The organism is Acidovorax sp. LjRoot117, assembly GCF_964252695.1.
In the GTDB taxonomy this organism is placed as follows: Bacteria; Pseudomonadota; Gammaproteobacteria; order Burkholderiales; family Burkholderiaceae_C; genus Acidovorax.
The window spans coordinates 1-23668 of record NZ_CAXUPO020000001.1 but is presented as its reverse complement, the minus strand read 5'-3'; the positions used below and the strand labels follow the sequence as shown (position 1 = coordinate 23668).

The following is a 23668-nucleotide window of genomic DNA, read 5'->3' as shown; positions in this document are numbered from 1 at the left end:
AGAAGACATATGGTTGAAATTGAACTGGACGGTCAGAAAGTGGAAGTCGCCGAAGGCTGCATGGTGATGCATGCGGCCGAGAAGGCGGGCACGTACATTCCGCATTTCTGCTACCACAAGAAGCTCTCGATCGCCGCCAACTGCCGCATGTGCCTGGTGGACGTCGAGAAGGCTCCCAAGCCCATGCCTGCCTGCGCCACGCCGGTGACGCAGGGCATGATCGTACGCACCAAGAGCGACAAGGCCATCAAGGCCCAGGCGTCGGTCATGGAGTTCCTGCTGATCAACCACCCGCTGGACTGCCCCATCTGCGACCAGGGCGGTGAGTGCCAGCTGCAGGACCTGGCCGTCGGCTACGGCGGTTCGTCCTCGCGCTACGAGGAAGAAAAGCGCGTGGTCTTCCACAAGGACGTCGGCCCGCTGATCTCCATGGAAGAGATGAGCCGCTGCATCCACTGCACCCGCTGCGTGCGCTTCGGCCAGGAAGTGGCCGGCGTGATGGAGCTCGGGATGATCCACCGCGGCGAGCACTCCGAGATCACCACCGTGGTGGGCGATACCGTGGACTCCGAGTTGTCGGGCAACATGATCGATATCTGCCCCGTGGGCGCGCTCACGAGCAAGCCGTTCCGCTACAGCGCCCGCACCTGGGAACTCTCGCGCCGCCGCTCTGTCAGCCCACACGACTCCACCGGCTCCAACCTGATCGTTCAGGTCAAGAACCACAAGGTGATGCGCGTGGTGCCGCTCGAGAACGAAGCCGTCAACGAATGCTGGATCGCCGACCGCGATCGCTTCTCGTACGAATCGCTCAACAGCGACGACCGTTTGACCCAGCCCATGCTCAAGCAGGGCGGGGTGTGGAAGGAAGTCGACTGGCAGACCGCGCTCGAATACGTGGCCAACGGCCTCAAGAACATCAAGAACGACCACGGTGCCCAAAGCATCGGCGCTCTGGTGAGCCCGCACAGCACGGTCGAAGAGCTGTACCTGGCCGGCGCACTGGTGCGTGGCCTGGGCAGCGACAACATCGACTACCGCCTGCGCAACGCCGAGTTCGCTGCGCCCGAAGGCATTCGCTGGCTCGGTACGTCCATCGCTTCGCTGTCCACGCTGCAACGCGTGCTGGTGGTGGGCTCCAACCTGCGCAAGGACCATCCGCTGTTCGCGCAGCGCATCCGCCAGGCTGCCCGCGATGGCTGCCAGGTCACGGCTGTGGGCGCTGTGGCCCACGACTGGGCCATGCCGGTGTCGTCGTTCGTTGCGCAAAGCGCCAGCGAATGGGTGCAGACACTCGGCGGCATCGCCTCTGCAGTCGCACAGGAAAAGGGCGTGACCGCTCCCCAGGGCGCTGCAGCCCACAACGACGCCACCCAGGCCATCGCGCGCGCGCTGCTCGGCGGTGAGCGCAAAGCCGTGCTGCTGGGCAACGCCGCCGCGCACCACGCGCAGGCCACGCAACTGCTGGCACTGGCCAACTGGATCGGCGAGCACACGGGTGCCTCGGTGGGATACCTCACGGAAGCTGCCAATACGGTGGGTGCCCAGTTTGCGGGTGCTCATCCTGTGAACGGTGGATTGAATGCGGGCCAGATGCTCTCGGGTGGACTGAAGGCGGCTGTGCTGCTCAACACCGAGCCGGTCCATGACTCGGCGCCCGGTGCCAACGCTGCTGCTGCGCTGTCTGGTGCAGAGATGGTGGTGACCTTGAGCCCCTTCAAGGCCAACCTGGAGTTCAGTGACGTTCTGTTGCCAATTGCTCCCTTCACCGAAACCTCCGGCAGCTTCATCAACGCCGAAGGCCGCCTGCAGAGCTTCCATGCGGTGGTGCGCCCCCTGGGCGATACCCGCCCCGCGTGGAAGGTCCTGCGCGTGCTGGCCAACCTGCTGGGTGTGTCCGGTTTCGACTTCGAGACCTCGCAGGACGTGCTGGCACGCGCCACCAATGCCGCGGCCGGCACCGTCACGCACGTGCCTGCCGAACAGCTGTCGAACCTGGTGACTGCGGTGCCTGCTGCCGCCGCAGCAGCCACGGCAACCGCGGGCGAGCCTGTGGTCGCTTCCATCTATCAACTCGACGGCCTCGTGCGCCGTTCCACGTCGCTGCAGCTCACCGCCGATGCGCGCACGGCACGTGAAGGAGTCGCCGCATGATCGACGCGATCTACAACGCGGGCCTGAACCTGCTGGCCTTCGGCTGGTGGACGGGCGCCGTCTGGCCTGTGCTCTGGGTGCTGATCAAGATCGTCTGCATTCTGGCGCCGCTGATGGGTGCCGTGGCCTACCTCACGCTGTGGGAGCGCAAGCTGCTGGGCTTCATGCAGGTCCGCCACGGTCCCAACCGGGTGGGCCCCATGGGTCTGCTGCAGCCCATCGCCGATGCGCTCAAGCTGCTGACCAAGGAAATCATCCAGCCCACCGCTGCGAGCAAGGGTTTGTTCGTGCTCGGGCCCGTCATGGCCATCATGCCGGCCTTGGCCGCATGGGTGGCGATCCCCTTCGGCCCCGATGTGGCCCTGGCCAATGTCAATGCCGGCCTGTTGCTGGTGATGGCCATCACCTCCATCGAGGTGTATGGCGTGATCATTGCCGGCTGGGCATCGAACTCCAAGTACGCCTTCCTGGGGGCGCTGCGTGCGTCTGCGCAGATGGTGAGCTATGAAATCGCCATGGGCTTTTGTTTCCTGGTGGTGATCATGGTGTCGGGCAGCATGAACCTGACCGAGATCGTCATGTCCCAAAGCCGCGGCATGGCCGCCAACATGGGCCTGACCTTCCTGTCGTGGAACTGGCTCCCGCTGCTGCCCATCTTCCTGGTGTACCTGATCTCCGGCGTGGCCGAGACCAACCGCCACCCCTTCGACGTGGTCGAAGGCGAAGCCGAAATCGTGGCCGGCCACATGGTCGAGTACTCGGGCATGGGCTTTGCCATCTTCTTCCTGGCGGAATACGCCAGCATGTGGCTCGTGTCCATCCTGGCCGCGCTCATGTTCCTGGGTGGCTGGCTGCCTCCGGTTGAGTTCCTCTCGTTCATTCCGGGCTGGATCTGGCTGGGTATCAAGACTTTCCTGGTGGTGTCCATGTTCATCTGGATCCGTGCCACCTTCCCGCGCTTCCGCTATGACCAGATCATGCGTCTGGGCTGGAAGATCTTCATCCCGGTGACGCTGGTGTATCTGCTCTTCGTGGGTGGATGGCTGCTGTCGCCCTGGAACATCTGGAAATAAGCGGGACACAAAAATGACTGCCGTTGTTGCTGCTGCACCTTTCTCGTTCAAAGACTTCTTCAAGAGCTTCATGCTCGTGGAACTGCTCAAGGGCATGGCCCTGACCGGTCGCTATGCGTTTCGCCGCAAGGTGACAGTGCAGTTCCCTGAAGAAAAGACCCCTCTGTCGCCGCGTTTCCGCGGCCTGCACGCGCTGCGCCGTTATGAAAACGGCGAAGAGCGCTGCATCGCCTGCAAGCTGTGCGAGGCCGTATGCCCCGCCATGGCCATCACCATCGAATCGGATGTGCGTGCCGATGGCTCGCGCCGTACGACGCGCTATGACATCGACCTGACCAAGTGCATCTTCTGCGGCTTCTGCGAAGAAAGCTGCCCGGTGGACTCCATCGTCGAGACGCACATCCTGGAATACCACGGCGAAAAGCGTGGCGACCTGTACTTCACGAAAGACATGCTCCTGGCCGTGGGTGACCGGTACGAAGGCGAAATCGCGGCAGCCAAGGCTGCGGACGCGAAGTACCGCTGAGCGGTGCAGAGCGCGGCCTCTTTGCCAGACTTTCTATAAAGACCCGATTCATGGACGCCAAGACTGGTTTCTTCTATCTCTTCTCGGTGGTGCTGCTGTTTGCAGCCTTCCGGGTGATCACTGCCCGCAACCCCGTGCATGCAGTGCTGTACCTCATCCTTGCGTTCTCGCAGGCCGCTGCCGTGTGGCTGCTGCTCAAGGCCGAGTTCCTGGCCATCGCGCTGGTGCTGGTGTACCTGGGCGCCGTCATGGTGCTGTTCCTCTTCGTGGTGATGATGCTGGACATCCACATCGACACCGTGCGCAAGGGGTTCTGGAAACACTTCCCCCTGGCCGCCACGGTGGGTGCGCTGATCGCCCTGGAAATGGCCGCCGTGCTGATGGGCGGTTTCCGCGGCATGGACGAACCCAAGGCCGTCGCCACGGCGCTCGATGCTGCGGGCCATGTGGTGCAGTACTCCAACACCAAGGCATTGGGCAAGCTGCTGTACACCGAGTACCTGTACCCCGTCGAGATCGCGGCCGTGATCCTGCTGGTCGCCATGATTGCAGCCATTGCGCTGACCCTGCGCCAGCGCAAGGACAGCAAGGCCATCAACCCGTCGCAGCAGATCCGCGTGCGCGCTGGTGATCGCCTCGAAGTCGTGAAGGTGGCCGCCACCCAGAAGGCAGCGCCTGAAGTGCCTGCCGAGCCTGCTGCTGCCACCGAGGAGAAAAAAGCATGACGCTGACATTGGGCCACTTTCTCTCGCTGGGCGCGATGCTGTTCGCGCTGGCCGTGATCGGCATCTTCCTGAACCGCAAGAACCTGATCGTGCTGCTGATGGCGATCGAGCTGATGCTGCTGGCGGTCAACATGAACTTCGTGGCGTTCTCGCACTACCTGGGCGACATGCATGGCCAGGTGTTCGTGTTCTTCATCCTGACAGTGGCAGCTGCCGAGTCGGCCATCGGTCTGGCCATCCTGGTGCTCCTGTTCCGCAACAAGTCCAGCATCAACGCGGAAGACCTCAACACCCTCAAGGGTTGATGGGTCACCAGCATTCCCAAGGTTCTCAAGAATGAGTCAAACCCTCTCTGCTTCAACGCTCCTGGCCGTGCCGCTGGCACCGCTGGCGGGCGCCTTGCTGGCCGGCATTTTCGGCACGACCTTCGGTGGTAACTGGATCGGTCGCCGGCTCTCGCACACCCTCACCATCCTGGGCGTGCTGGTCGCGTTCGTGCTGTCGGCGATGACGCTCAAGAGCGTGGCGCTGGACGGTGCCCGCTTCAACGAGACGCTCTACACCTGGATGGTGGTGGGCGGCCTCAAGATGGAGGTCGGTTTCCTGATCGACAGCCTGACCGCCATGATGATGGTGGTCGTGACCTTCGTGTCGCTGATGGTGCACATCTACACCATCGGCTACATGGAAGAGGACGACGGCTACAACCGGTTCTTTGCCTACATCTCGCTGTTCACGTTCTCCATGCTCATGCTGGTCATGAGCAACAACCTGCTGCAGCTGTTCTTCGGCTGGGAAGCCGTGGGCCTGGTGTCCTACCTGCTCATCGGTTTCTGGTTCAACAAGCCCACGGCGATCTTCGCCAACATGAAGGCGTTCCTGGTCAACCGCGTGGGTGACTTCGGCTTCATCCTGGGCATCGGCCTGATTGCTGCCTATACGGGCACGCTCAACTACAGCGAAATCTTCGCCAAATCGGGTGAGCTCGGTGGCCTGGCGTTCCCCGGTACCGACTGGATGCTGATCACCGTGATCTGCATCTGTCTGTTCATCGGCGCGATGGGCAAGTCCGCGCAGTTCCCGCTGCACGTGTGGCTGCCCGATTCGATGGAAGGCCCGACCCCCATCTCGGCGCTGATCCACGCGGCCACCATGGTGACCGCCGGCATCTTCATGGTGTCGCGCATGTCGCCGCTGTTCGAGCTGTCGGACACCGCGCTCAACTTCATTCTGATCATTGGCTCCATCACGGCGCTGTTCATGGGCTTCCTGGGCATCATCCAGAACGATATCAAGCGCGTGGTGGCGTACTCCACGCTGTCGCAGCTCGGCTACATGACCGTGGCCCTGGGTGCCTCCGCCTACTCGGTGGCCGTGTTCCACCTGATGACCCACGCGTTCTTCAAGGCGCTGCTGTTCCTCGGCGCAGGCTCGGTCATCATGGGCATGCACCACAACCAGGACATCCGCTGGATGGGCGGCGTGCGCAAGTACATGCCCATCACCTGGATCACCTCGCTGCTGGGTTCGCTCGCACTGATCGGCACGCCCCTGTTCTCGGGGTTCTACTCCAAGGACAGCATCATCGAGGCCGTGCACTTCAGCCACCTGCCAGCGGCGCACTTCGCGCACTTCGCGGTGCTGGCCGGCGTGTTCATCACGGCGTTCTATTCGTTCCGCATGTACTTCCTGGTCTTCCACGGCAAGGAGCGCTACGACCAGAACCCCGATGCCCACCATGATGCGCACCACGACGACCATGGCCACGGCCACGGCCATGATGACCATCACAGCCATGATCCGCACGAATCCCCCTGGGTCGTGACGGTGCCGCTGGTGCTGCTGGCCATTCCTTCGGTGGTGGTGGGCTTCATGTTCATCCAGCCCATGCTGTTCGGCGACTTCTTCAAGGACGTGATCTTTGTCGACGCAGCCAAGCACCCTGCGATGTCCAAGCTGGCCGAGATCTTCCACGGCCCGGTGGCGATGGCCCTGCACGGGCTGCAGACCGCGCCTTTCTGGCTGGCGGTGGCGGGCGTGGCGCTGTCGTACTACATGTACATGGTGAACCCGGCTTTGCCTGCAGCGATCAAGCGCACCTGCATGCCGATCTACACGCTGTTCGAAAACAAGTACTACCTCGACTGGATCAACGAGAACATCCTGGCCCGCGGCGCGCGTGCCCTGGGTACGGGCCTGTGGAAGGGTGGCGATCAGGCCATCATCGACGGCACGCTCGTCAATGGCTCCTGGAAGGTCGTGCGCAGCGTGTCCGGCGTCGTGCGCTGGATGCAGTCCGGCTTCATCTTCCACTACGCGCTGGTGATGATCCTGGGGGTCTTCGCGCTGATGACCTGGTTTGTCTGGGGCGACGTGTTCCTGCAGCTCATCAAATAAGGAAAACAACAAAATGGGTCTGTTGAGTCTTGCAATCTGGTCACCGATCGCATTCGGTGTGCTGCTGCTGGCCATTGGGCGGGATGAACATGCCCGCGCCGTTCGCTGGCTCGCACTCGTGGGCGCCGTCATCGGCTTCCTGGTGACGCTGCCGCTGTACGAAGGCTTCCAGCTCGGTACCGCAGCGATGCAGTTCGTCGAGAAGGCCGCGTGGATCGAGCGCTTCAACGTGCATTACCACCTGGGTGTCGACGGCATCTCGTTCTGGTTCGTGCCGTTGACCGCCTTCATCACGGTGATCGTGGTGGTCGCGTCGTGGGAGTCCATCACCGAGCGCGTGAACCAGTACATGGGCGCGTTCCTGATCCTCTCGGGCCTCATGATCGGCGTGTTCACGGCCCTGGACGGCATGCTGTTCTACGTGTTCTTCGAAGCCACGCTGATCCCGATGTACCTCATCATCGGTATCTGGGGCGGTCCGAACAAGATCTACGCGGCGTTCAAGTTCTTCCTGTACACGCTGCTCGGCTCGCTGCTCATGCTGATCGCGCTGATCTACCTGTACAACCAGTCCGGCGGCAGCTTCGACATCGCCACGTGGCACCAGCTGCCCCTGAGCGCCCGCGCGCAGACGATGCTGTTCTTCGCATTCTTTGCCGCCTTTGCGGTCAAGGTGCCGATGTTCCCGTTCCACACCTGGCTGCCCGACGTGCACGTGGAAGCGCCCACCGGCGGCTCCGCTGTGCTGGCCGCGATCATGCTGAAGCTCGGTGCCTACGGCTTCCTGCGTTTCTCCATGCCCATCGCCCCCGACGCATCGCGCGAGTGGGCCTGGCTGATGATCGCGCTGTCGCTGATCGCCGTGATCTACGTGGGCCTGGTGGCCATGGTCCAGAAGGACATGAAGAAGCTGGTGGCGTATTCGTCCGTCGCTCACATGGGCTTCGTCACGCTGGGCTTCTTCATCTTCAACGACCTGGGCGTGTCCGGCGGCCTGGTGCAGATGATTGCGCACGGCTTCGTGTCGGGTGCGATGTTCCTGTCCATCGGCGTGCTGTACGACCGCGTGCACTCGCGTGAAATCGCAGCCTACGGCGGCGTGGTCAACACCATGCCCAACTTCACGGCCTTCGCGCTGCTGTTCGCCATGGCCAACTGCGGCCTGCCGGGCACTGCAGGGTTCGTGGGCGAGTGGATGGTGATCCTGGGCGCGACCAAGGCCAACTTCTGGATCGGCCTGGCCTCGGCCACGGCGCTGATCTTCGGTGCGGCCTACACCCTGTGGATGTTCAAGCGCGTGTACCTGGGTCCCGTGGGCAATGACAACGTCAAGGGCCTGACCGACATCGACAGCCGCGAATTCCTGGTGCTGGCGGTGCTCGGCATCGCGGTGCTGGCCATGGGCCTGTATCCCCGTCCGTTCACGGACGTGATGGACACGTCGGTCGCCGAACTGCTCAAGCATGTCGCGCAGCCCAAGCTGAACTGACCTGACCAGACTGAACTGAGAGATACGAGATGATTGACAACATCAGCTGGCTAGCGATCTACCCTGAAATCGTGCTGTTGGCCATGGCCTGCGTCATAGCGCTGGTCGACCTGGGGGTGCACAGCACCCGCCGCACCGCTACCTACGTGCTGACCATGCTGACCCTGGCCGTCGTGGCGGCCCTGCAGGCGATGTACGCCAGCAGCGGCAACACCTTCTACGGCTTTGGCAATATGGTGGTGAGCGATGCCATGGGCAACTGGCTCAAGTGCTTTGCCACGGTGGCGATGATGGTCACGCTGGTGTATGCGCGCCCCTATGCGGCAGACCGCGGCATGCTGCGCGGCGGCGAGATGTTCACCCTCTCGATGTTCGCGCTCCTGGGCATGTTCATCATGATCTCGGGCAACAACTTCCTCGTGATCTACCTGGGCCTGGAGCTGCTGACCCTGTCGAGCTATGCGCTCGTGGCCCTGCGCCGCGACAACGCCACGGCCACCGAAGCAGCCATGAAGTACTTCGTGCTGGGCGCAATGGCCAGCGGTTTCCTGCTGTATGGCCTGTCCATGATCTACGGCGCCACCGGCTCGCTCGATATCGGCCAGGTGTTCAAGGCCGTCAATTCCGGCCAGATCCGCCACCAGGTGCTGGTGTTCGGCCTGGTGTTCGTGGTCTCGGGCCTGGCCTTCAAGCTGGGTGTGGTGCCTTTCCACATGTGGATTCCCGACGTGTACCAGGGTGCTCCGACCGCCGTCACGCTGATGATCGGCGGCGCGCCCAAGCTGGCGGCGTTTGCCATCACCATCCGCCTGCTGGTGGACGGCCTGCTGCCGCTGGCCATCGACTGGCAGCAGATGCTGGCGGTGCTGGCCATCGGCTCGCTGCTGGTGGGTAACCTGGCTGCCATCGCGCAGACCAACCTCAAGCGCATGCTGGCGTACTCCACGATCTCGCAAATGGGCTTCGTGCTGCTGGGCCTGATGTCGGGCGTGGTGAACGGCAACGTCGATGCCACCGCGGTCGAGAACGCCTACAGCGCGTCCATGTTCTACGTAGTGACCTATGTGCTGACGACCCTGGCCGCATTCGGCGTGATGCTGCTGCTGGCGCGCGAGGGTTTCGAGAGCGAAGAGATTTCGGACTTTGCCGGCCTCAACCAGCGCAGCCCGCTGTATGCCGGCATCATGGCCGTGTGCCTGTTCTCCATGGCCGGCATTCCTCCGCTGGTGGGCTTCTACGCCAAGCTGGCCGTGCTGCAGGCCCTGGTGGCTTCGGGCCAGACCCTGTACATCGCCATGGCCGTGTTCGCGGTGATCATGTCGCTGATCGGCGCCTTCTACTACCTGCGCGTGGTCAAGGTCATGTACTTCGATGCACCGCTGACCGCCTCCAGCGTGTCGGCACCCGCAGACGTGCGTGTGGTGCTGACCTTGAACGGCGCGCTGCTGCTGGTGCTGGGCCTGCTGCCCGGCGGGCTGATGGCGCTGTGCGCCGACGCCGTGGTGCGCGCACTGGCGACCTGACCTCGCCGGCTGTCGCACTGTGTCTCTCACCGGATCTGTCTGGCTGGTCATCATCGCGGCGCTCATCGCCGCGAACCTGCCGTTCGTGAACCACCGCTGGCTGGCCGTGGGCCCGGCCGCTGCGCCCCGCAAGCCTTTGGCGGGGCGGCTGGCGGAGCTGATCGTGCTGTACTTTCTGGTCGGAGGTCTCGCGCTGCTGCTGGAGCGCCGCGCCGGGCAGATCGCTCCCCAGGGCTGGGAGTTCTACGCCATCACCGGCACCTTGTTCCTGACCCTGGCCTTTCCGGGTTTCGTCTACCGGTACCTGCTGCGCCGCCACGGCTGACGCGCCGCCCGCAGTGCCACCGGTTGCCGCCTTGTCCTTCTCGACCGTTGCAGCGTTGCCATGAAGGTGCTTGATCTCCAATGCCGCCATGGCCATGTCTTTGAAGGCTGGTTCGCGTCGGAGGACGATTTCCAGGGCCAGCGCGAGCGCGGCCTGGTGCAATGCCCCATGTGCGCGGACGACCACATTGAAAAGCGCCTGAGCGCACCCCGCCTGAACCTGGGTGCGCGGGAGCCTTCGGGAAACTCTGCAACGCAGGCGTCGCCTTCGGCAGGGCAGGTGGTGCCGAGCAGCCCTGCTGGTACGACTGCAGCTCTCGACGCAGGGGTGTTGCCACCCGCCCTGCAAGCCGCCTGGCTGCACCTGGCGCGCAAGATTGTCGCCAACACCGAGGACGTGGGATCGCGCTTCGCCCAGGAAGCGCGCCGCATGCACCATGGCGAAGTCGAGGAGCGCGCCATCCGCGGCCAGGCCACGCCCGACGAAGCCGTGCAACTGATCGAAGAGGGCATCGCGGTGATGCCGTTGCCTCTGCCCGCTTCTGCCAAGGAAACCCTGCAGTAGAGGGGCGTGGGCCAGGGCGCGGGAGGGCTTGGCAAGCCTCCGCGAAGTCCGGTGAATGCGGTTTTTGAGTGTTTTAAGGCTCTACCGCGCTACCAGAGCGCGCTAGCAGCTATGCTTTTAATAGCAACTGCTGCACGGCATCGGCGCTGAGCACTCCACTTCCTCTTTACTGCTCCCGCAGCGGCAACCGGAAGGCGCCCGGCAGTCGCTGCCCGCCCGCCTTCACGACGTGAACTGCAGCGCCGCCAGCCGGGCATAGACCCCGCCTTGCGCGAGCAGCGCCGTGTGCGTGCCTTGCTCCACGATGCGCCCATGCTCCAGCACCACGATGCGGTCGGCATTCTGCACGGTGGCCAGCCGGTGGGCGATGACCAGGGTGGTGCGGCGCCCGGTGTGGCGCTGCATGGCCGTGTCCAGCGCGGCCTGCACCATGCGTTCGCTTTCGGCGTCCAGGGCGCTGGTGGCCTCGTCCAGCAGCAGCAAGGGCGGGTCCTTGAGCATGGCCCGTGCAATCGCGATGCGCTGGCGCTGCCCGCCCGACAGGCGCACCCCGCGCTCGCCGAGAAACGTGCCATAGCCCTCCGGCAGCGCCATCAGGAAGTCGTGCGCGAATGCGGCGCGCGTGGCGGCCATCACTTCCTCGTCGGTGGCGTCCGGGCGGCCGTAGCGGATGTTCTCCATGGCCGATGCGGAGAAGATCACGGCGTCCTGCGGCACGGTGCCCGTGCTGGCGCGCAGCGTGGCAAGCGGCAGGTCGCGGATGTCCACGCCGTTCAGGCGAATCCGGCCCGCCGGCCGCCCATCCGGGCCGGTGTCCACGTCGTAGAAGCGCTGCAGCAGCTGGAACACCGTGGTCTTGCCCGCACCGCTGGAGCCGACCAGCGCCACGGTCTCGCCAGGCGACAGGCGCAGCGTGAAGTCATGCAACGCGGGCTGGTCGGGCCGCGAGGGGTAGTGGTACAGCACGTTGTCGAACTCCACGGCCAGGCCCTGGCCCGACAGCGGCAAGTCCCTGGGGGCGGCAGGGTCTGCCACCGGGGACCGGCTGGCCAGCAGCTCCATCAGGCGTTCGGTGGCGCCCGCGGCGCGCAGCAGGTCGCCATACACCTCGCCCAGCACGGCCACGGCGCCTGCCAGCAGCATCACGTACACCACCGTCTGCCCCAGGTGCCCGGCGGTCATCTGGCCCGCCAGCACAGCCTCGGTGCCGCGGTACAGGCCCCACAGCAGCAGCGCTGCGTTGGCGATGATGATGAAGGCCACCAGCAGGGCGCGTGCACGGCTGCGCGTCACGGCCACCTGGAAGGCGTTTTCGGTGGCCTGTGTGAAGCGGCGCGTCTCGCGCGGCTCGGCCGTATAGCTTTGCACCACCGGCACGGCATTCAACACCTCGGCCGCGATGGCGCTGGAGTCCGCCACCCGGTCCTGGCTGTCGCGCGAGAGGCGGCGTACGCGCCGTCCGATCCACATGGTCGGCAGCACCACCAACACCACGGCCACCAGCACGATCGACATGACGTACGGGTTGGTCCAGACCAGCATCGCCAGCGCGCCGATGCCCATCACGGCGTTGCGCAGCCCCATCGACAACGATGAGCCCACCACCGTCTGCACCAGCGTGGTGTCGGCCGTCAGCCGCGACAGCACCTCGCCGGTCTGCGTGGTCTCGAAGAACTGCGGGCTTTGCTGCAGCACGTGGCCGTACACCGCGTTGCGCAGGTCGGCCGTCACCCGCTCGCCCAGCCAGCTCACCATGTAAAAGCGCGCCGCCGAGAACACCCCCAGCGCCACGGCCACCGCGAACAACGCTTCGAAGTGATTGCGCAGCGCCATGGTCTGCGCGCCCTTGTCGGCGCTGACGAGGCCCGAGTCCACCAGGTTGCGCAGCGCCAGCGGAAACGCCAGCGTGGCCAGGGCCGCCAGCACCAGGAACACCACCGACAGGGCGATGCGTGAGCGGTACGGGCGCAGAAAGGGGAAGAGCCCGCTGAGGGACCGGGGTGCGCCGCGCGCGGGCGTGGAGGGGAGGGTGGCCATGCGCGAAGTGTAGGCGGACGTGCCTGTCCGGACGGGCCTGCCACAGGGCGGCCCTGCACACCTGCGGGCTACCGGGCAGGCTCTGCCGCCGCGGGCGCTGCGCTGATGCAGGAAAGGGGCAGGGCCCTGAAATCTTCAGCGCCGCGGAGTCTGCCCACCCGCGCACCCCTTGTCTTGCCGTCATGCAGTTGTAAGCAAGCGCTGCATGCTCCCAGGTTCGCACCGCATGGCCGAGCGGGGCTTTTTCGCGCGTCGGCAAGTGCCCGCAACCCGCACCGGGCAAGGCACAGGCCGGCCCCGCACGGCGCGCGCGTTGAAGACCGTCAACCCGTGCACCGCCGGCGAGCCTGACCCGTAGGCGTTTATACATAGGCATTAGTCCCAGTATCTACCGCGGGGTAGGCAGGCATACGATGCACGGCGACACAACGCATGCATGGGAGCCTTGCTGGCCAAGGCTTTCTTCCTCAGCCCCCTTACGGAGCGACCCTGGCGCAATGAGCGACGTCATTCTTGAAACCCACAGCCTGACCAAAGAGTTCAAGGGATTCACCGCAGTCAGCGACGTGAACCTGGCCGTGCGCCGGGGGTCCATCCATGCACTCATCGGCCCCAATGGCGCAGGCAAGACCACCTGCTTCAACCTGCTGACGAAGTTCCTCACACCCACATCCGGCACCATCCGGTTCAACGGGCACGACATCACCCGCGAGCAGCCCGCGCAGATCGCGCGCCGTGGCGTGATCCGCTCTTTCCAGATCTCCGCGGTGTTCCCGCACCTCACGCTGATGGAAAACGTGCGCCTGGGGTTGCAGCGCAAGCTGGGCACGTCGTTCCACTTCTGGCGCAGCGAGCGCAGCCTGCACCAGCTCGATGGCCGCGCGATGCAGCTGCTGGCCGAAGTGGGCCTGGCCGACATGGCCGACGAAGTCACCGTGAACCTGCCCTACGGCCGCAAGCGCGCGCTCGAGATCGCCACCACGCTGGCCATGGAGCCCGAACTCATGCTGCTGGACGAGCCCACGCAGGGCATGGGCCACGAGGACGTGGACCGCGTCACCCAGCTCATCAAGAAGGTGTCTGTGGGGCGCACCATCCTCATGGTCGAACACAACATGAAAGTCGTCTCCACCATCGCCGACCGCATCACCGTGCTGCAGCGTGGCGCGGTGCTGGCCGAGGGGCCGTATGCCGAAGTGTCGAGCAACCCGCAGGTGATGGAAGCCTACATGGGCACCACCGACGGCCAACTTCAGGGAGCGCATTAGATGAAGCTCCCCCTGAGTCGCTTCGCGCCTCGGTGCCACCGCCAGAGGCGGTGTCTCTTCGGGCACGTCCAATCCTGCGCAGGCAGGATTGGAGCCTCGGCCCTCAGCCCCTCTCTCGTCTCGCTGCGCGAGTCGGGAGGGGGACGCCCCCAGCGCGGCGGGGCGGCCCTTGCGCGGGGGCGCTGGCTTCGATCGCGACGGTTGCGGCGGACAGCGTGCGGCGCAATGGATAACTGAAATGGCAAATACCCCAATCAAGAACGGCGTGCCTGCGCTGGAAATCAAGGGCCTCGAAGCCTGGTACGGCGAGTCGCACGTGCTGCATGGCGTGGACATCGTCGTGCAGCCCGGTGAAGTCGTCACGCTGCTGGGCCGCAACGGCGCCGGCCGCACGACCACCATGCGCGCCATCATGGGCTTGACCGGTGCACGCAAGGGCTCGGTCAAGATCAACGGCGTGGAGACCGTGAACATGCCCACGCACCGCATCGCCCACCTGGGCGTGGGCTACTGCCCGGAAGAGCGCGGCATCTTCTCCAGCCTGTCGTGCGAAGAAAACCTGCTGCTGCCGCCAGCGCTCAAGACCGGCACGCCCGGCATGTCGGTGCAAGAGATCTACGCCATGTTCCCCAACCTGGCCGAGCGCAAGAACAGCCAGGGCACGCGCCTGTCGGGTGGCGAGCAGCAGATGCTGGCCGTGGCGCGCATCCTGCGCACCGGGGCCAACCTGTTGCTGCTCGACGAGATCTCCGAGGGCCTGGCCCCGGTCATCGTGCAGGCGCTGGCCCGCATGATCACCATGCTGCGCGAGAAGGGCTACACCGTGGTCATGGTGGAGCAGAACTTCCGCTTTGCGGCGCCGCTGGCCGACCGTTTCTATGTGATGGAGCACGGCCGCATCGTCGAGAAGTTCGGCGCGTCCGAATTGGCGGAGAAGATGCCCGTGCTCACCGAACTGCTGGGTGTCTGACCACAGGTCCGCCAGCGATCCCCATTTTCTTTTCTTCAACCAACCACACCCACAGGAGACAATCCATGAAGAAGAACCAACTCACCGCGCTGGCATTGGTGCTGGCCGCAGCGGGCCTGGCCACCTCGGCCGCGCACGCGCAGGACAAGGTCAAGATCGGCTTCATCACCGACATGTCCAGCCTGTATTCCGACGTGGAAGGCAAGAACGGTGCATTGGCCATCCAGATGGCCATCGACGATTTCGGCGGCAAGGTGTTGGGCCTGCCGATCGAACTCATCTCTGCCGACCACCAGAACAAGGCGGACATTGCCGCGTCGAAAGCGCGCGAATGGGTGGACACCCAAGGCGTCACCATGCTGTTCGGCGGCACCAACTCCGGCACGGCCCTGGCGATTGCCAAGGTGGCAGAAGAGAAGAAGCGCGTGTACTTCAACAACGGCGCCGGCAGCTCCGCATTGACCAACGAGCAGTGCAGCCCCTACACCGTGCACTACGCCTATGACACGGTCGCGCTGGCCAAGGGCACGGGCTCTGCCATTGTGGATGCAGGGGGCAAGAGCTGGTACTTCCTGACCGCCGACTACGCCTTCGGCCATGCGCTGGAGGCGGACACGACCACCGTGGTCAAGGCAAAGGGCGGCAACGTGGTGGGCGCCGTGCGCCACCCGCTCAATGCGTCGGACTTCTCGTCGTTCCTACTGCAGGCACAGAACTCCAAGGCCCAGATTCTCGGTTTGGCAAACGCCGGCGGTGACACCATCAACGCCATCAAGGCCGCCAAGGAGTTTGGCATCGGCAAGAACATGAAACTGGCGGGGCTGCTGATTTTCATCAGCGACATCCACAGCATGGGCCTGCGCAATACCGAGGGCCTGCAGTTCACGACCAGCTGGTACTGGGACCTGAACGATGACACCCGCAAGTTTGCCGCCAAGTACTTTGAAAAGACCAAGCGCATGCCCGGTGAAGTCCAGGCCGCGGACTACTCTGCCACGACGACGTACCTGAAGGCCGTGGCCGCTGCGAAGTCCACCGACGCCGACAAGGTGATGGCCGAGCTCAAGAAGATGAAGATCGACGACTTCTTCGCCAAGGGACAGATTCGAGCCGACGGCCGTTATGTGCACGACATGTACCTGATGCAAGTCAAGAAGCCCGCCGAGTCCACCAAGCCCTGGGACTACTACAAGCTCGTCAAGAAGCTGCCGGGCGATCAAGTCTTCACGACCAAAGCGGAAACGAAGTGCGCGCTCTGGAAGTAAACGCCTGACACGGCGTCAGCAAGCCCGGGTGCCATTGCGGCGCTCGGCTTGCTGCGGCGGCCTTGCGGGGCTGCCAGACCACTCCGCTGTCTGCTCTGAACCTCTCTGAACCTGCCGTTGCCTCCCATGGAATTCTTTGGTGTCTCATTGCCCGGCCTGTTGAGCCAGCTTCTCCTGGGGCTGGTCAACGGTTCGTTCTACGCAATTCTTAGCCTGGGGCTGGCCGTCATCTTCGGCATGCTCAACGTCATCAACTTCGCGCATGGTGCGCTGTTCATGACCGGCGCCCTGATCACCTGGATGGCGATGAACTACTTCGGCATCAACTACTGGTGGATGCTGGTGCTGGCGCCGTTGGTAGTGGGCCTGTTCGGGGTGCTGATCGAGCGGCTGCTGCTGCGCTGGATCTACAAGCTCGACCACCTGTACGGCCTGCTGTTGACCCTGGGGCTCACGCTGCTGATCGAAGGGGTGTTCCGCTCCATCTACGGCGTCTCGGGCCTGGGCTACGACACGCCAGAGTTGCTGGAAGGCGCCACCAACCTCGGCTTCATGATCATGCCCAACTACCGTGCCTGGGTTGTCGTGGCATCGGTGGTCGTGTGCCTGGCCACCTGGTACGTGATCGAAAAGACCAAGCTCGGCGCCTACCTGCGCGCCGGCACCGAGAACCCCCGCCTGGTGGAGGCTTTCGGCATCAACGTGCCGGTGATGGTGACGCTGACGTACGCCTTCGGCGCCGCGCTGGCGGCCTTTGCCGGCGTGCTGGCCGCGCCGGTCTACCAGGTCACGCCGCTCATGGGGCAGAACCTCATCATCGTGGTGTTCGCGGTGGTGGTGATCGGCGGCATGGGCTCCATCATGGGCTCCATCCTCACGGGGCTGGGCCTGGGCGTCATCGAAGGCTTCACCAAGGTGTTCTACCCCGAAGCGTCTTCAACCGTGGTGTTCGTCATCATGGTCATCGTTCTCCTCATCCGCCCCGCCGGCCTGTTCGGCAAAGAAAAGTAAGCAGGGGCCGCTCGCATGAACCTCAAGAACATCGCCCCCATCGGTTACGGCCTGCTGCTGCTGGGCCTGGTTGCCGCGCCCTTCCTGGGCGCCTATCCCGTCTTCGTGATGAAGCTCATGTGCTTTGCACTGTTTGCTTCGGCCTTCAACCTGCTGCTGGGCTTCACCGGCCTGCTGTCCTTCGGCCACGCGGCCTTCCTGGGCGGCGCGGCCTATGTGGCCGGGCACGCCATCAAGGTCTGGGGCCTCACCCCTGAGGTGGGCCTGCTGCTGGGCACCGCGGGGGGCGCGCTGCTGGGCCTGCTGTTCGGCTGGCTGGCCATCCGCCGCCAGGGCATCTACTTTTCGATGATCACGCTGGCGCTGGCGCAGATGCTGTTTTTTGCCTGCCTGCAAGCGCCCTTCACCGGCGGCGAAGACGGCCTGCAGGGCGTGCCGCGCGGCAAGCTGTTCGGCCTGATCAGCCTGCAGAGCGACCTGGTCATGTACTACGTGGCCTTGGTGATCGTGGTGCTGGCGTTCCTCGTCATCGTGCGCACCATCCACTCGCCGTTCGGCCAGGTGCTCAAGGGCATCAAGGAGAACGAGCCCCGCGCCATCTCGTTGGGCTACGACACGCACCGCTTCAAGCTGCTGGCCTTCGTGCTGTCGGCCGCACTGGCCGGCCTGGCGGGCTCGCTCAAGACCCTGGTGCTGGGCTTTGCCACGCTGTCCGACGTGCACTGGACGGCCTCGGGCCAGGTCATCCTGATGACGCTGGTGGGCGGCCTGGGCACGCTGTCGGGCCCGCTGATCGGCTCGGCCGTGGTGGTGCTGCTGGAAAACAAGATCGGCGAATTCGGAAACCTGCTCGCCGCCCTGACCAGCGTGGAATGGTTCAAGACGCTGGGTGAGTCCGTCACCATGGTCACAGGCCTGATCTTCGTGATCTGCGTGCTGGCCTTCCGCCGTGGCATCATGGGCGAGATCATCGCGTGGATGGACCGACGGCGCGGCGGCGGCGGCAAGACGACGACGACGGGTACGCATTGACAGGCTGACTGGGTCGTCGTCGCGCAGGCGGTGCAACAGGCTGCGGTGCAACACGCTGCGGTGAAAAGCGCCGCCAGCCTTCCCCCATCAGTGGGGGGGCAGATGGGTGCACCTCGGCAGGATTCGCGGGGCGCCCGCTCTCGTCAAAATGGATAGCTGCTAGCGCAGGATGGACGCGGATTTCAAGAGTTTTCGGCTTGATATCCTTGCCCGATCAGCGGTAGCTGCTATCAAAATAATAAAACGCACCGGGCGGCTGCCTTCACCCCAGCCGTAGCCGCTTCGCATACCCCGTCATCTCCAGGTAGCCCCGTCCCACCGCGCGGCCTGCGGCGTCGCGTAGCTCGCTCAGGCCCTCCCAGTAGATCGCGCCGGTAGAGCCCTGGCTGTCCAGCTCCTGGTCGTCCAGCAGCGCATGTACGCTGAAGGTACCGGCGGGCGTCTGCACCTGCCACTGCACGGGGTAGCGCGCACCGCTGCGCCCGCTGGCCCAGTGCCGCGTGGCCGTGAAGGTGACGGCATCGTGCGCAAAGACCTGGGGCGCCTGCTCACCCGCCGCGCGCACCGAGCCGCCGGCCCACAGCGTGCTGCCGTCCTGGCGCCGCAGGTGAAAGGCCGTGAGCGCGCGGCCATCGTCCAGGTTCATGCCGATCCAGTCCCAGCCCACGGCGTCCGGGTGCATCAGCGCCTCGCTCCACTCGTGGTCCATCCACGCACGGCCGCTGCCGGCCTCCACCAACCGGCGCCGGCCCCCGAGCGTCAGCGTGCCTGCTACGGCCAGTTGCGGCTGGCTGTAGTAGTAGCTGGCCTGCGCGGCCTCCGGCCCCTTGCGCGACAGGCCTTGCCGGCCCTGCAGCAGTACGGGCTGCGTGCTGTCAAAGCGCAGGTCCAGCGCAAAATCACTGCCTTGCACCTGCGCGGTATAGCGGCTGGCGCCAGGCGCGTCCGCGGCAGCGCGCACCAGGTGCCAGTCGCGCAGGTGCACGGCCGTGTCGCCCTCGGCCGCTTCGGCAATGCCAAAGCCCGCGCGCGCAATCCGCTGGTCGTGGTACAGGCGCCGGCCCTGCACATCTGTCACCGCCGCATGCGCAAACACCAGCTGCCTGGCCGCAAACCGCGACTGCAGCCTCTGCGTGCCATCCACCCGCGAGCGGAAGAACGTGACCTGGAACCCCCACAACCGCCCCTCGGCCTGCGCGTGGCCGGTGATGTACCACCACTCGGTGCGCAGATCCGGGTGGCTGCCATGGTCGCGTGGAAACTCCAGCGTGCGCGCCGGCAGGGCATGGGCCGGCAAGGCGCCGCCACCCCATGCCGCCACACCCAGCGGCAGGCTGCTGCCAAGCGCCAGCCAACGCCTGCGCGTCAGTGCGCCGGGCACGTGCGGCACGCTGGGGGCTCCGTGGGGTGGCACGCCGTCTGGCATGGTCAATGGGGTGCTCGCGCCGGGCGTCAGCCGATCAGCGCATGGATGCGCTGCTGAGCGGCCGAGCAATCGCCAAAACGTTCGTCCACCCAGTCCGTGTCGAAATACGTGGGCAGGTAGCGCTCGCCCGCATCGCACAGCAGCGACAGGATGGAGCCCTGCTCGCCCCGCTCGCGCATCTCGCCCGCCAGCGTGAGCATGGCCACGAAATTGGTGCCGGTGGACGGGCCCACGCGGCGGCCCAGCAGTTGCGACAGCGCGCGCATGGCCGCGACGGACTCGCAGTCCGCCACGTCGATCATGCGGTCCACCAAAGTGCGGATGAAGCTGGGCTCCACGCGCGGGCGGCCAATGCCTTCGATGCGCGAGCCCGGCGCCGTCAGCGTTGCGTCGCCCGTGCGGTGGTAAGCACTGAAGACCGAGCCCGCCGGGTCGGCCACGCAGACCTCGGTGGCGTGGCGCTGGTAGCGCACATAGCGGCCAATGGTGGCGCTGGTCCCGCCAGTGCCTGCACCCACCACGATCCAGCGCGGCACGGGATGGGGCTCACGCGCCATCTGCGTGAACATGCTCTCGGCAATATTGTTGTTGCCGCGCCAGTCCGTGGCCCGCTCGGCATAGGTGAACTGGTCCATGTAGTGCCCGCCCGTCTCGGCGGCAATGGCGCGGGCCGCCTCGTACACCTCGCCCGCACGGTCCACGAAATGGCAGCGACCGCCATGGAATTCGATCTGCGCAATCTTCTCTGGCGAGGTACTGCGCGGCATCACCGCCACGAACGGCAGGCCCAGCAGACGTGCAAAGTAAGCCTCGCTGACGGCGGTGGATCCGCTGGACGACTCCACCACCGTCGAACCTTCGTGGATCCAGCCATTGCACAGCGCGTACAAGAACAGCGACCGCGCCAGCCGGTGCTTGAGGCTGCCCGTCGGGTGCGTGGATTCGTCCTTGAGGTACAGGTCAATGCCGTGTGCCGTAAAGGCGGGCAGCCGCAAGGGGATCAGGTGGGTGTCGGCGCTGCGCTGGTAGTCGGCTTCGATGCGGGCAATGGCGGAGTGAAGCCAGCTGGAAGGCGAGGAGGCAGCGTGATCGGACGATGATGTCGGGATGTGCATCGCGTGATTGTCGCAGCGAGCACTCGATGACGACACCACGCTGAAGTGGCCTGTGCATGTTGGACACTGTGCGAACCTTGGCAAACGCGGCTTATCCGCAACTATTCCGAAATAGCTGGTCCGCCCTGAACAATTCGGTTTTCAGTCGTGGGCAAGTCGGTGTTGGATCGGAAGAGCGATCAGCGCGGCGATGACCGCCCTCATCGACAGCCCGAGTCGAGCGCATACAAGCCGCAGCGCGGCCACGATCATGCGCAGGTTGTGCCCCGCGCCACACATCACCGCGTGCAGCGCATCGCCCAGCGCCCCCTTGAGCGGATTGGGGGCGAGGCGCCCGTCCATCTTCATGTGGCCGATGGCCGGCTCGATGGCACTGCGCCGTTTGATCATGGCCTTGAGGGTTTCGGTAATACCTCGCTTCTGATCTGAGCGCAGGATGCGCACGCCCTCGATCTCCACGCCCCGGTAGCCCTTGTCCACGATGTCTGTGGCGGGCGGTCTGTCCGTGCCGGTGAGGATGCCCACTTGCTCCAACGTTTCGGCCAACGTGTGGCCGGTATAGGGCTTGCCTGGCATGGAGCGCATGCCCACCACCAGGCCTTGCTTGAGCATAGTGGCGATGCTGACTTTCACGCAAAATTCGTAGGGCGTTCGGGCCTTGCCCTTGGAGATGCACTCCACTTCGGGCGCGTGCAGGGCATACAGCTTGTTCTTGTCCTTGGTACGTTGAGTCAGGATGCGGCCGGTGCGCTGCAGAAGATCCTGCGCTTTGGCCTTCGCCGCTTCGGGCAGCACGTGCAACTGGCGGGAGATTTCACGATGGACCCGCCCGACGCGGGTGCGCACGGCCTTCTTCATGCGCCTGAACTGCTTGGCGTGCGCGTAACGCCCGATCTGCGCGGCCAATCGTGGAGCCACGCGGTTCTAGTTCTGGCGCAGCCGCAGTCCGTTGTCCTCGGCCACCTTGACCAGATGCTAGCGGCTCTTGTTCAGCAAGCGGCTGTCCGTGGGATGGGCGATGGCTTTGAGCATGACGGTGGTGTCCACGATGACCTGCTGCACGCTGGCCTTTTGGATCACGCCGCCCCTCCGGGCAGCGTCGATGCTGGCCACCAGCAGCGTCTGCACGCCTTCTTCGCCGACGCGCTTTCTCCAGCGCGTCAGGCTGGACGGGTCGATGGGCGCTTCGGTCTGCAGGTAGGTCTCGCCGCAGAAGAACTGCCAGTACGGGTTCTCCACCCAGGTGTTCACTGCGGCTTCATCAGAGGCATCGAAGGTGTGCTGGAGGTACAGCAAGCCGGCGATCAGGCGCTGAGGCAAGGCGGGTCGGCCACGCCCAGAGGTGAAGGGCACCGCGAACGTGCGCTCGATCTCGGTTCAGTCGATCAGCGCGGCCAGCTTGACCAGCGGGTGCTGCATGTTGATCTGCTCGTCCAGCCTTGGACGAACAACTCACCGGACTGCGGCTGCGAAGGCTTCGGCCCCATCAAACTCTCCCGAGGAATTTGCAAGAAAACAGGGGCTGCTAAACCATACCTTGCAAATCCTGCTCCCTGCAAGCCGAAGAACTTCGAGACACATCAGCAGCTTACGGGTTGTTCAGGGCGGACTCAATAGTACTCTCAATATTTTAAAGAAATTGAATTTTGGTTGTTGCAACTATAGATTGGTCTTCAATCAGAAGGTCCGCTTCCGAGAGGATCGCTGCGCAGGTTTTGATGATAGAGAAAATAGTCTTTTGCTGGATACCTAATGCTTAGAATTGCCTAGAAATCTTGGTGGTAAATTAAAACATTGTCAAATTATTGGTGAAGTTAATCGCCGCCTTGCTGTTTCTGAGATTTTAGGTTGGCCTGCTTTATTTTTTTAATTAAATTTTTTGCTTTCAAATTGTTTTTTGCTGCTGCCAATTGTGCCCAATATTCGGCTTCCAATAGATTATTTTCTTCAAAAAAATTCGATGACAATTCATATTGAGAATCGACATTGCCCAATGTCGCAGCAACTGTCAGCCAATGTTGTGCTTTTTCCGTGTTGTTGAGGCCTAGTGAATAATGTCTTGATATTTTTAGTGCAGCGTCGTAGTCGCCCGACGCAACTTTTCTTGTGAGAGATTTTAGTTGTGCTTCGTTTAAAATAAATGAAGACGCACCGGTGATTGCGTTAGAATTTTCCATAGCTTTGACTACTCCGAAGTTATTGATTGCAAAAATAATCATAACTATTATTTTATAGAATTTTGGTAAATTCATTTTCTGGGTGTAAATATATTTATTTTTCCAGGTTGTGAAGTATCCATGACATATTTCCCGTCAACAACCTTCAACCCCATTGGAGTTGTTTTTCCTTGTGAGTCGTACCACAAGTATTGGTCCGGAGCTCTAACCTCTGCTTTCATTTTGTCTGACAATTTTTGCGCATATCCATCTTTGGTCTTTCCTGTATTGCAAGAAAGTAATTCAATTGGCATTCCTTTCTTGTATTTTGGATCTTTTCTGATTTTCTTGGCAAGTTCATCGACTGTGATTTTCTTGCCTGCTTGATCGACAATCATGGTAGGATTGCCATGTGCCCCTACTTTATAAACAGTATCGCTTAGTGGAACCTTATCTGCATATCCGCTAATATTTTCTCCGGTATTGAAGAGATTTAGATCAACAAGTCCAAGCGGATCAAGTCTTGTAAGGGGGTTAAGAGGATACAAATATTTATTTGTGCCACCCTCCAACCCAATAGGATCCTGCGTCACATACCGTCTCACGCCCGGG

Annotated in this window: 19 protein-coding genes and 2 pseudogenes; 15 read left to right on the top strand and 6 right to left on the bottom strand. The window is 63.4% G+C overall.

All coding sequences use genetic code 11. The annotated features are described in order from the left end of the window. Positions 1-9 precede the first annotated feature (9 nt). The 10 genes from nuoG to ACSQ3D_RS00060 are packed head-to-tail and all read left to right on the top strand — an operon-like array spanning position 10 to position 10776. On the top strand, positions 10-2154 hold the full coding sequence (gene nuoG / locus ACSQ3D_RS00105) for an NADH-quinone oxidoreductase subunit NuoG (protein WP_436125524.1): 2145 nt from the start codon (positions 10-12) through the stop codon (positions 2152-2154). After that, on the top strand, positions 2151-3227 hold the full coding sequence (gene nuoH / locus ACSQ3D_RS00100) for an NADH-quinone oxidoreductase subunit NuoH (RefSeq protein ID WP_056421031.1): 1077 nt from the start codon (positions 2151-2153) through the stop codon (positions 3225-3227). The genes nuoG and nuoH overlap by 4 nt, the downstream gene beginning before the upstream one ends. A 13-nt stretch (positions 3228-3240) precedes the next feature. Then, the gene (gene nuoI, locus ACSQ3D_RS00095; RefSeq protein WP_056421034.1) at positions 3241-3753 is read left to right on the top strand and encodes an NADH-quinone oxidoreductase subunit NuoI; all 513 of its coding nucleotides are present in this window, start codon (positions 3241-3243) and stop codon (positions 3751-3753) included. 50 nt (positions 3754-3803) lie between these two features. After that, positions 3804-4478, top strand: a complete 675-nt coding sequence (locus ACSQ3D_RS00090; protein ID WP_056421037.1) for an NADH-quinone oxidoreductase subunit J — start codon at positions 3804-3806, stop codon at positions 4476-4478. Then, on the top strand, positions 4475-4783 hold the full coding sequence (gene nuoK / locus ACSQ3D_RS00085; protein WP_005793248.1) for an NADH-quinone oxidoreductase subunit NuoK: 309 nt from the start codon (positions 4475-4477) through the stop codon (positions 4781-4783). Before ACSQ3D_RS00090 ends, nuoK begins: the two co-directional genes overlap by 4 nt. Before the next feature lie 31 nt (positions 4784-4814). Then, positions 4815-6875, top strand: a complete 2061-nt coding sequence (gene nuoL, locus ACSQ3D_RS00080) for an NADH-quinone oxidoreductase subunit L (protein WP_436125523.1) — start codon at positions 4815-4817, stop codon at positions 6873-6875. A 13-nt stretch (positions 6876-6888) separates the two neighbouring features. Continuing rightward, positions 6889-8364: an NADH-quinone oxidoreductase subunit M gene (locus ACSQ3D_RS00075; protein ID WP_396502800.1), complete on the top strand. Its 1476-nt coding sequence runs from the start codon at positions 6889-6891 to the stop codon at positions 8362-8364. A 29-nt stretch (positions 8365-8393) separates the two neighbouring features. Next, positions 8394-9887, top strand: a complete 1494-nt coding sequence (nuoN, locus tag ACSQ3D_RS00070; protein WP_056421046.1) for an NADH-quinone oxidoreductase subunit NuoN — start codon at positions 8394-8396, stop codon at positions 9885-9887. A gap of 19 nt (positions 9888-9906) precedes the next feature. Then, a complete protein-coding gene (locus tag ACSQ3D_RS00065) occupies positions 9907-10212 on the top strand; it encodes a DUF2818 family protein (protein WP_056162380.1) in 306 nt (101 codons plus the stop codon). Positions 10213-10272: 60 nt separating this feature from the next. Then, entirely contained in the window at positions 10273-10776 is a 504-nt protein-coding gene (locus tag ACSQ3D_RS00060; protein WP_436125522.1) for a DUF1178 family protein, read from the top strand. Positions 10777-10998: 222 nt separating this feature from the next. Here ACSQ3D_RS00060 and ACSQ3D_RS00055 read toward each other — a convergent pair whose 3' ends face one another. After that, complete coding sequence (locus ACSQ3D_RS00055) at positions 10999-12813, bottom strand: ABC transporter transmembrane domain-containing protein (RefSeq protein ID WP_436125521.1); 1815 nt, start codon at positions 12811-12813, stop codon at positions 10999-11001. A 497-nt stretch (positions 12814-13310) separates the two neighbouring features. On the opposite strand from ACSQ3D_RS00055, the gene ACSQ3D_RS00050 reads away from it, so the two are divergent. The 5 genes from ACSQ3D_RS00050 (at position 13311) to ACSQ3D_RS00030 (ending at position 18359) form a co-directional block, all read left to right on the top strand. Beyond that, a complete protein-coding gene (locus ACSQ3D_RS00050; RefSeq protein ID WP_056421055.1) occupies positions 13311-14081 on the top strand; it encodes an ABC transporter ATP-binding protein in 771 nt (256 codons plus the stop codon). Positions 14082-14319: 238 nt separating this feature from the next. Continuing rightward, positions 14320-15051, top strand: coding sequence for an ABC transporter ATP-binding protein (locus ACSQ3D_RS00045; RefSeq protein WP_056421058.1), 732 nt, complete (start codon positions 14320-14322; stop codon positions 15049-15051). 65 nt (positions 15052-15116) lie between these two features. Beyond that, positions 15117-16316: an ABC transporter substrate-binding protein gene (locus ACSQ3D_RS00040; RefSeq protein WP_056162395.1), complete on the top strand. Its 1200-nt coding sequence runs from the start codon at positions 15117-15119 to the stop codon at positions 16314-16316. A gap of 126 nt (positions 16317-16442) precedes the next feature. Beyond that, on the top strand, positions 16443-17327 hold the full coding sequence (locus ACSQ3D_RS00035; protein ID WP_436125520.1) for a branched-chain amino acid ABC transporter permease: 885 nt from the start codon (positions 16443-16445) through the stop codon (positions 17325-17327). Positions 17328-17342: 15 nt separating this feature from the next. Continuing rightward, positions 17343-18359 (top strand): branched-chain amino acid ABC transporter permease, encoded by a 1017-nt coding sequence (locus ACSQ3D_RS00030; RefSeq protein WP_436125519.1) that lies wholly within the window; start codon positions 17343-17345, stop codon positions 18357-18359. 262 nt (positions 18360-18621) lie between these two features. Here ACSQ3D_RS00030 and ACSQ3D_RS00025 read toward each other — a convergent pair whose 3' ends face one another. The 5 genes and pseudogenes from ACSQ3D_RS00025 to ACSQ3D_RS00005 form a co-directional block, all read right to left on the bottom strand. After that, on the bottom strand, positions 18622-19785 hold the full coding sequence (locus ACSQ3D_RS00025; protein WP_436125518.1) for a lipocalin-like domain-containing protein: 1164 nt from the start codon (positions 19783-19785) through the stop codon (positions 18622-18624). A gap of 26 nt (positions 19786-19811) precedes the next feature. Beyond that, positions 19812-20900, bottom strand: coding sequence for a PLP-dependent cysteine synthase family protein (locus ACSQ3D_RS00020; protein ID WP_436125517.1), 1089 nt, complete (start codon positions 20898-20900; stop codon positions 19812-19814). A 141-nt stretch (positions 20901-21041) separates the two neighbouring features. Next, positions 21042-22387 (bottom strand): annotated as a pseudogene (locus ACSQ3D_RS00015) (IS5 family transposase). A gap of 327 nt (positions 22388-22714) precedes the next feature. Beyond that, positions 22715-23152: a hypothetical protein gene (locus ACSQ3D_RS00010; RefSeq protein ID WP_436125516.1), complete on the bottom strand. Its 438-nt coding sequence runs from the start codon at positions 23150-23152 to the stop codon at positions 22715-22717. Beyond that, positions 23149-23668: pseudogene (locus ACSQ3D_RS00005) on the bottom strand (RHS repeat-associated core domain-containing protein); the annotation flags it as partial. The pseudogene ACSQ3D_RS00005 and the gene ACSQ3D_RS00010, both read right to left, overlap by 4 nt.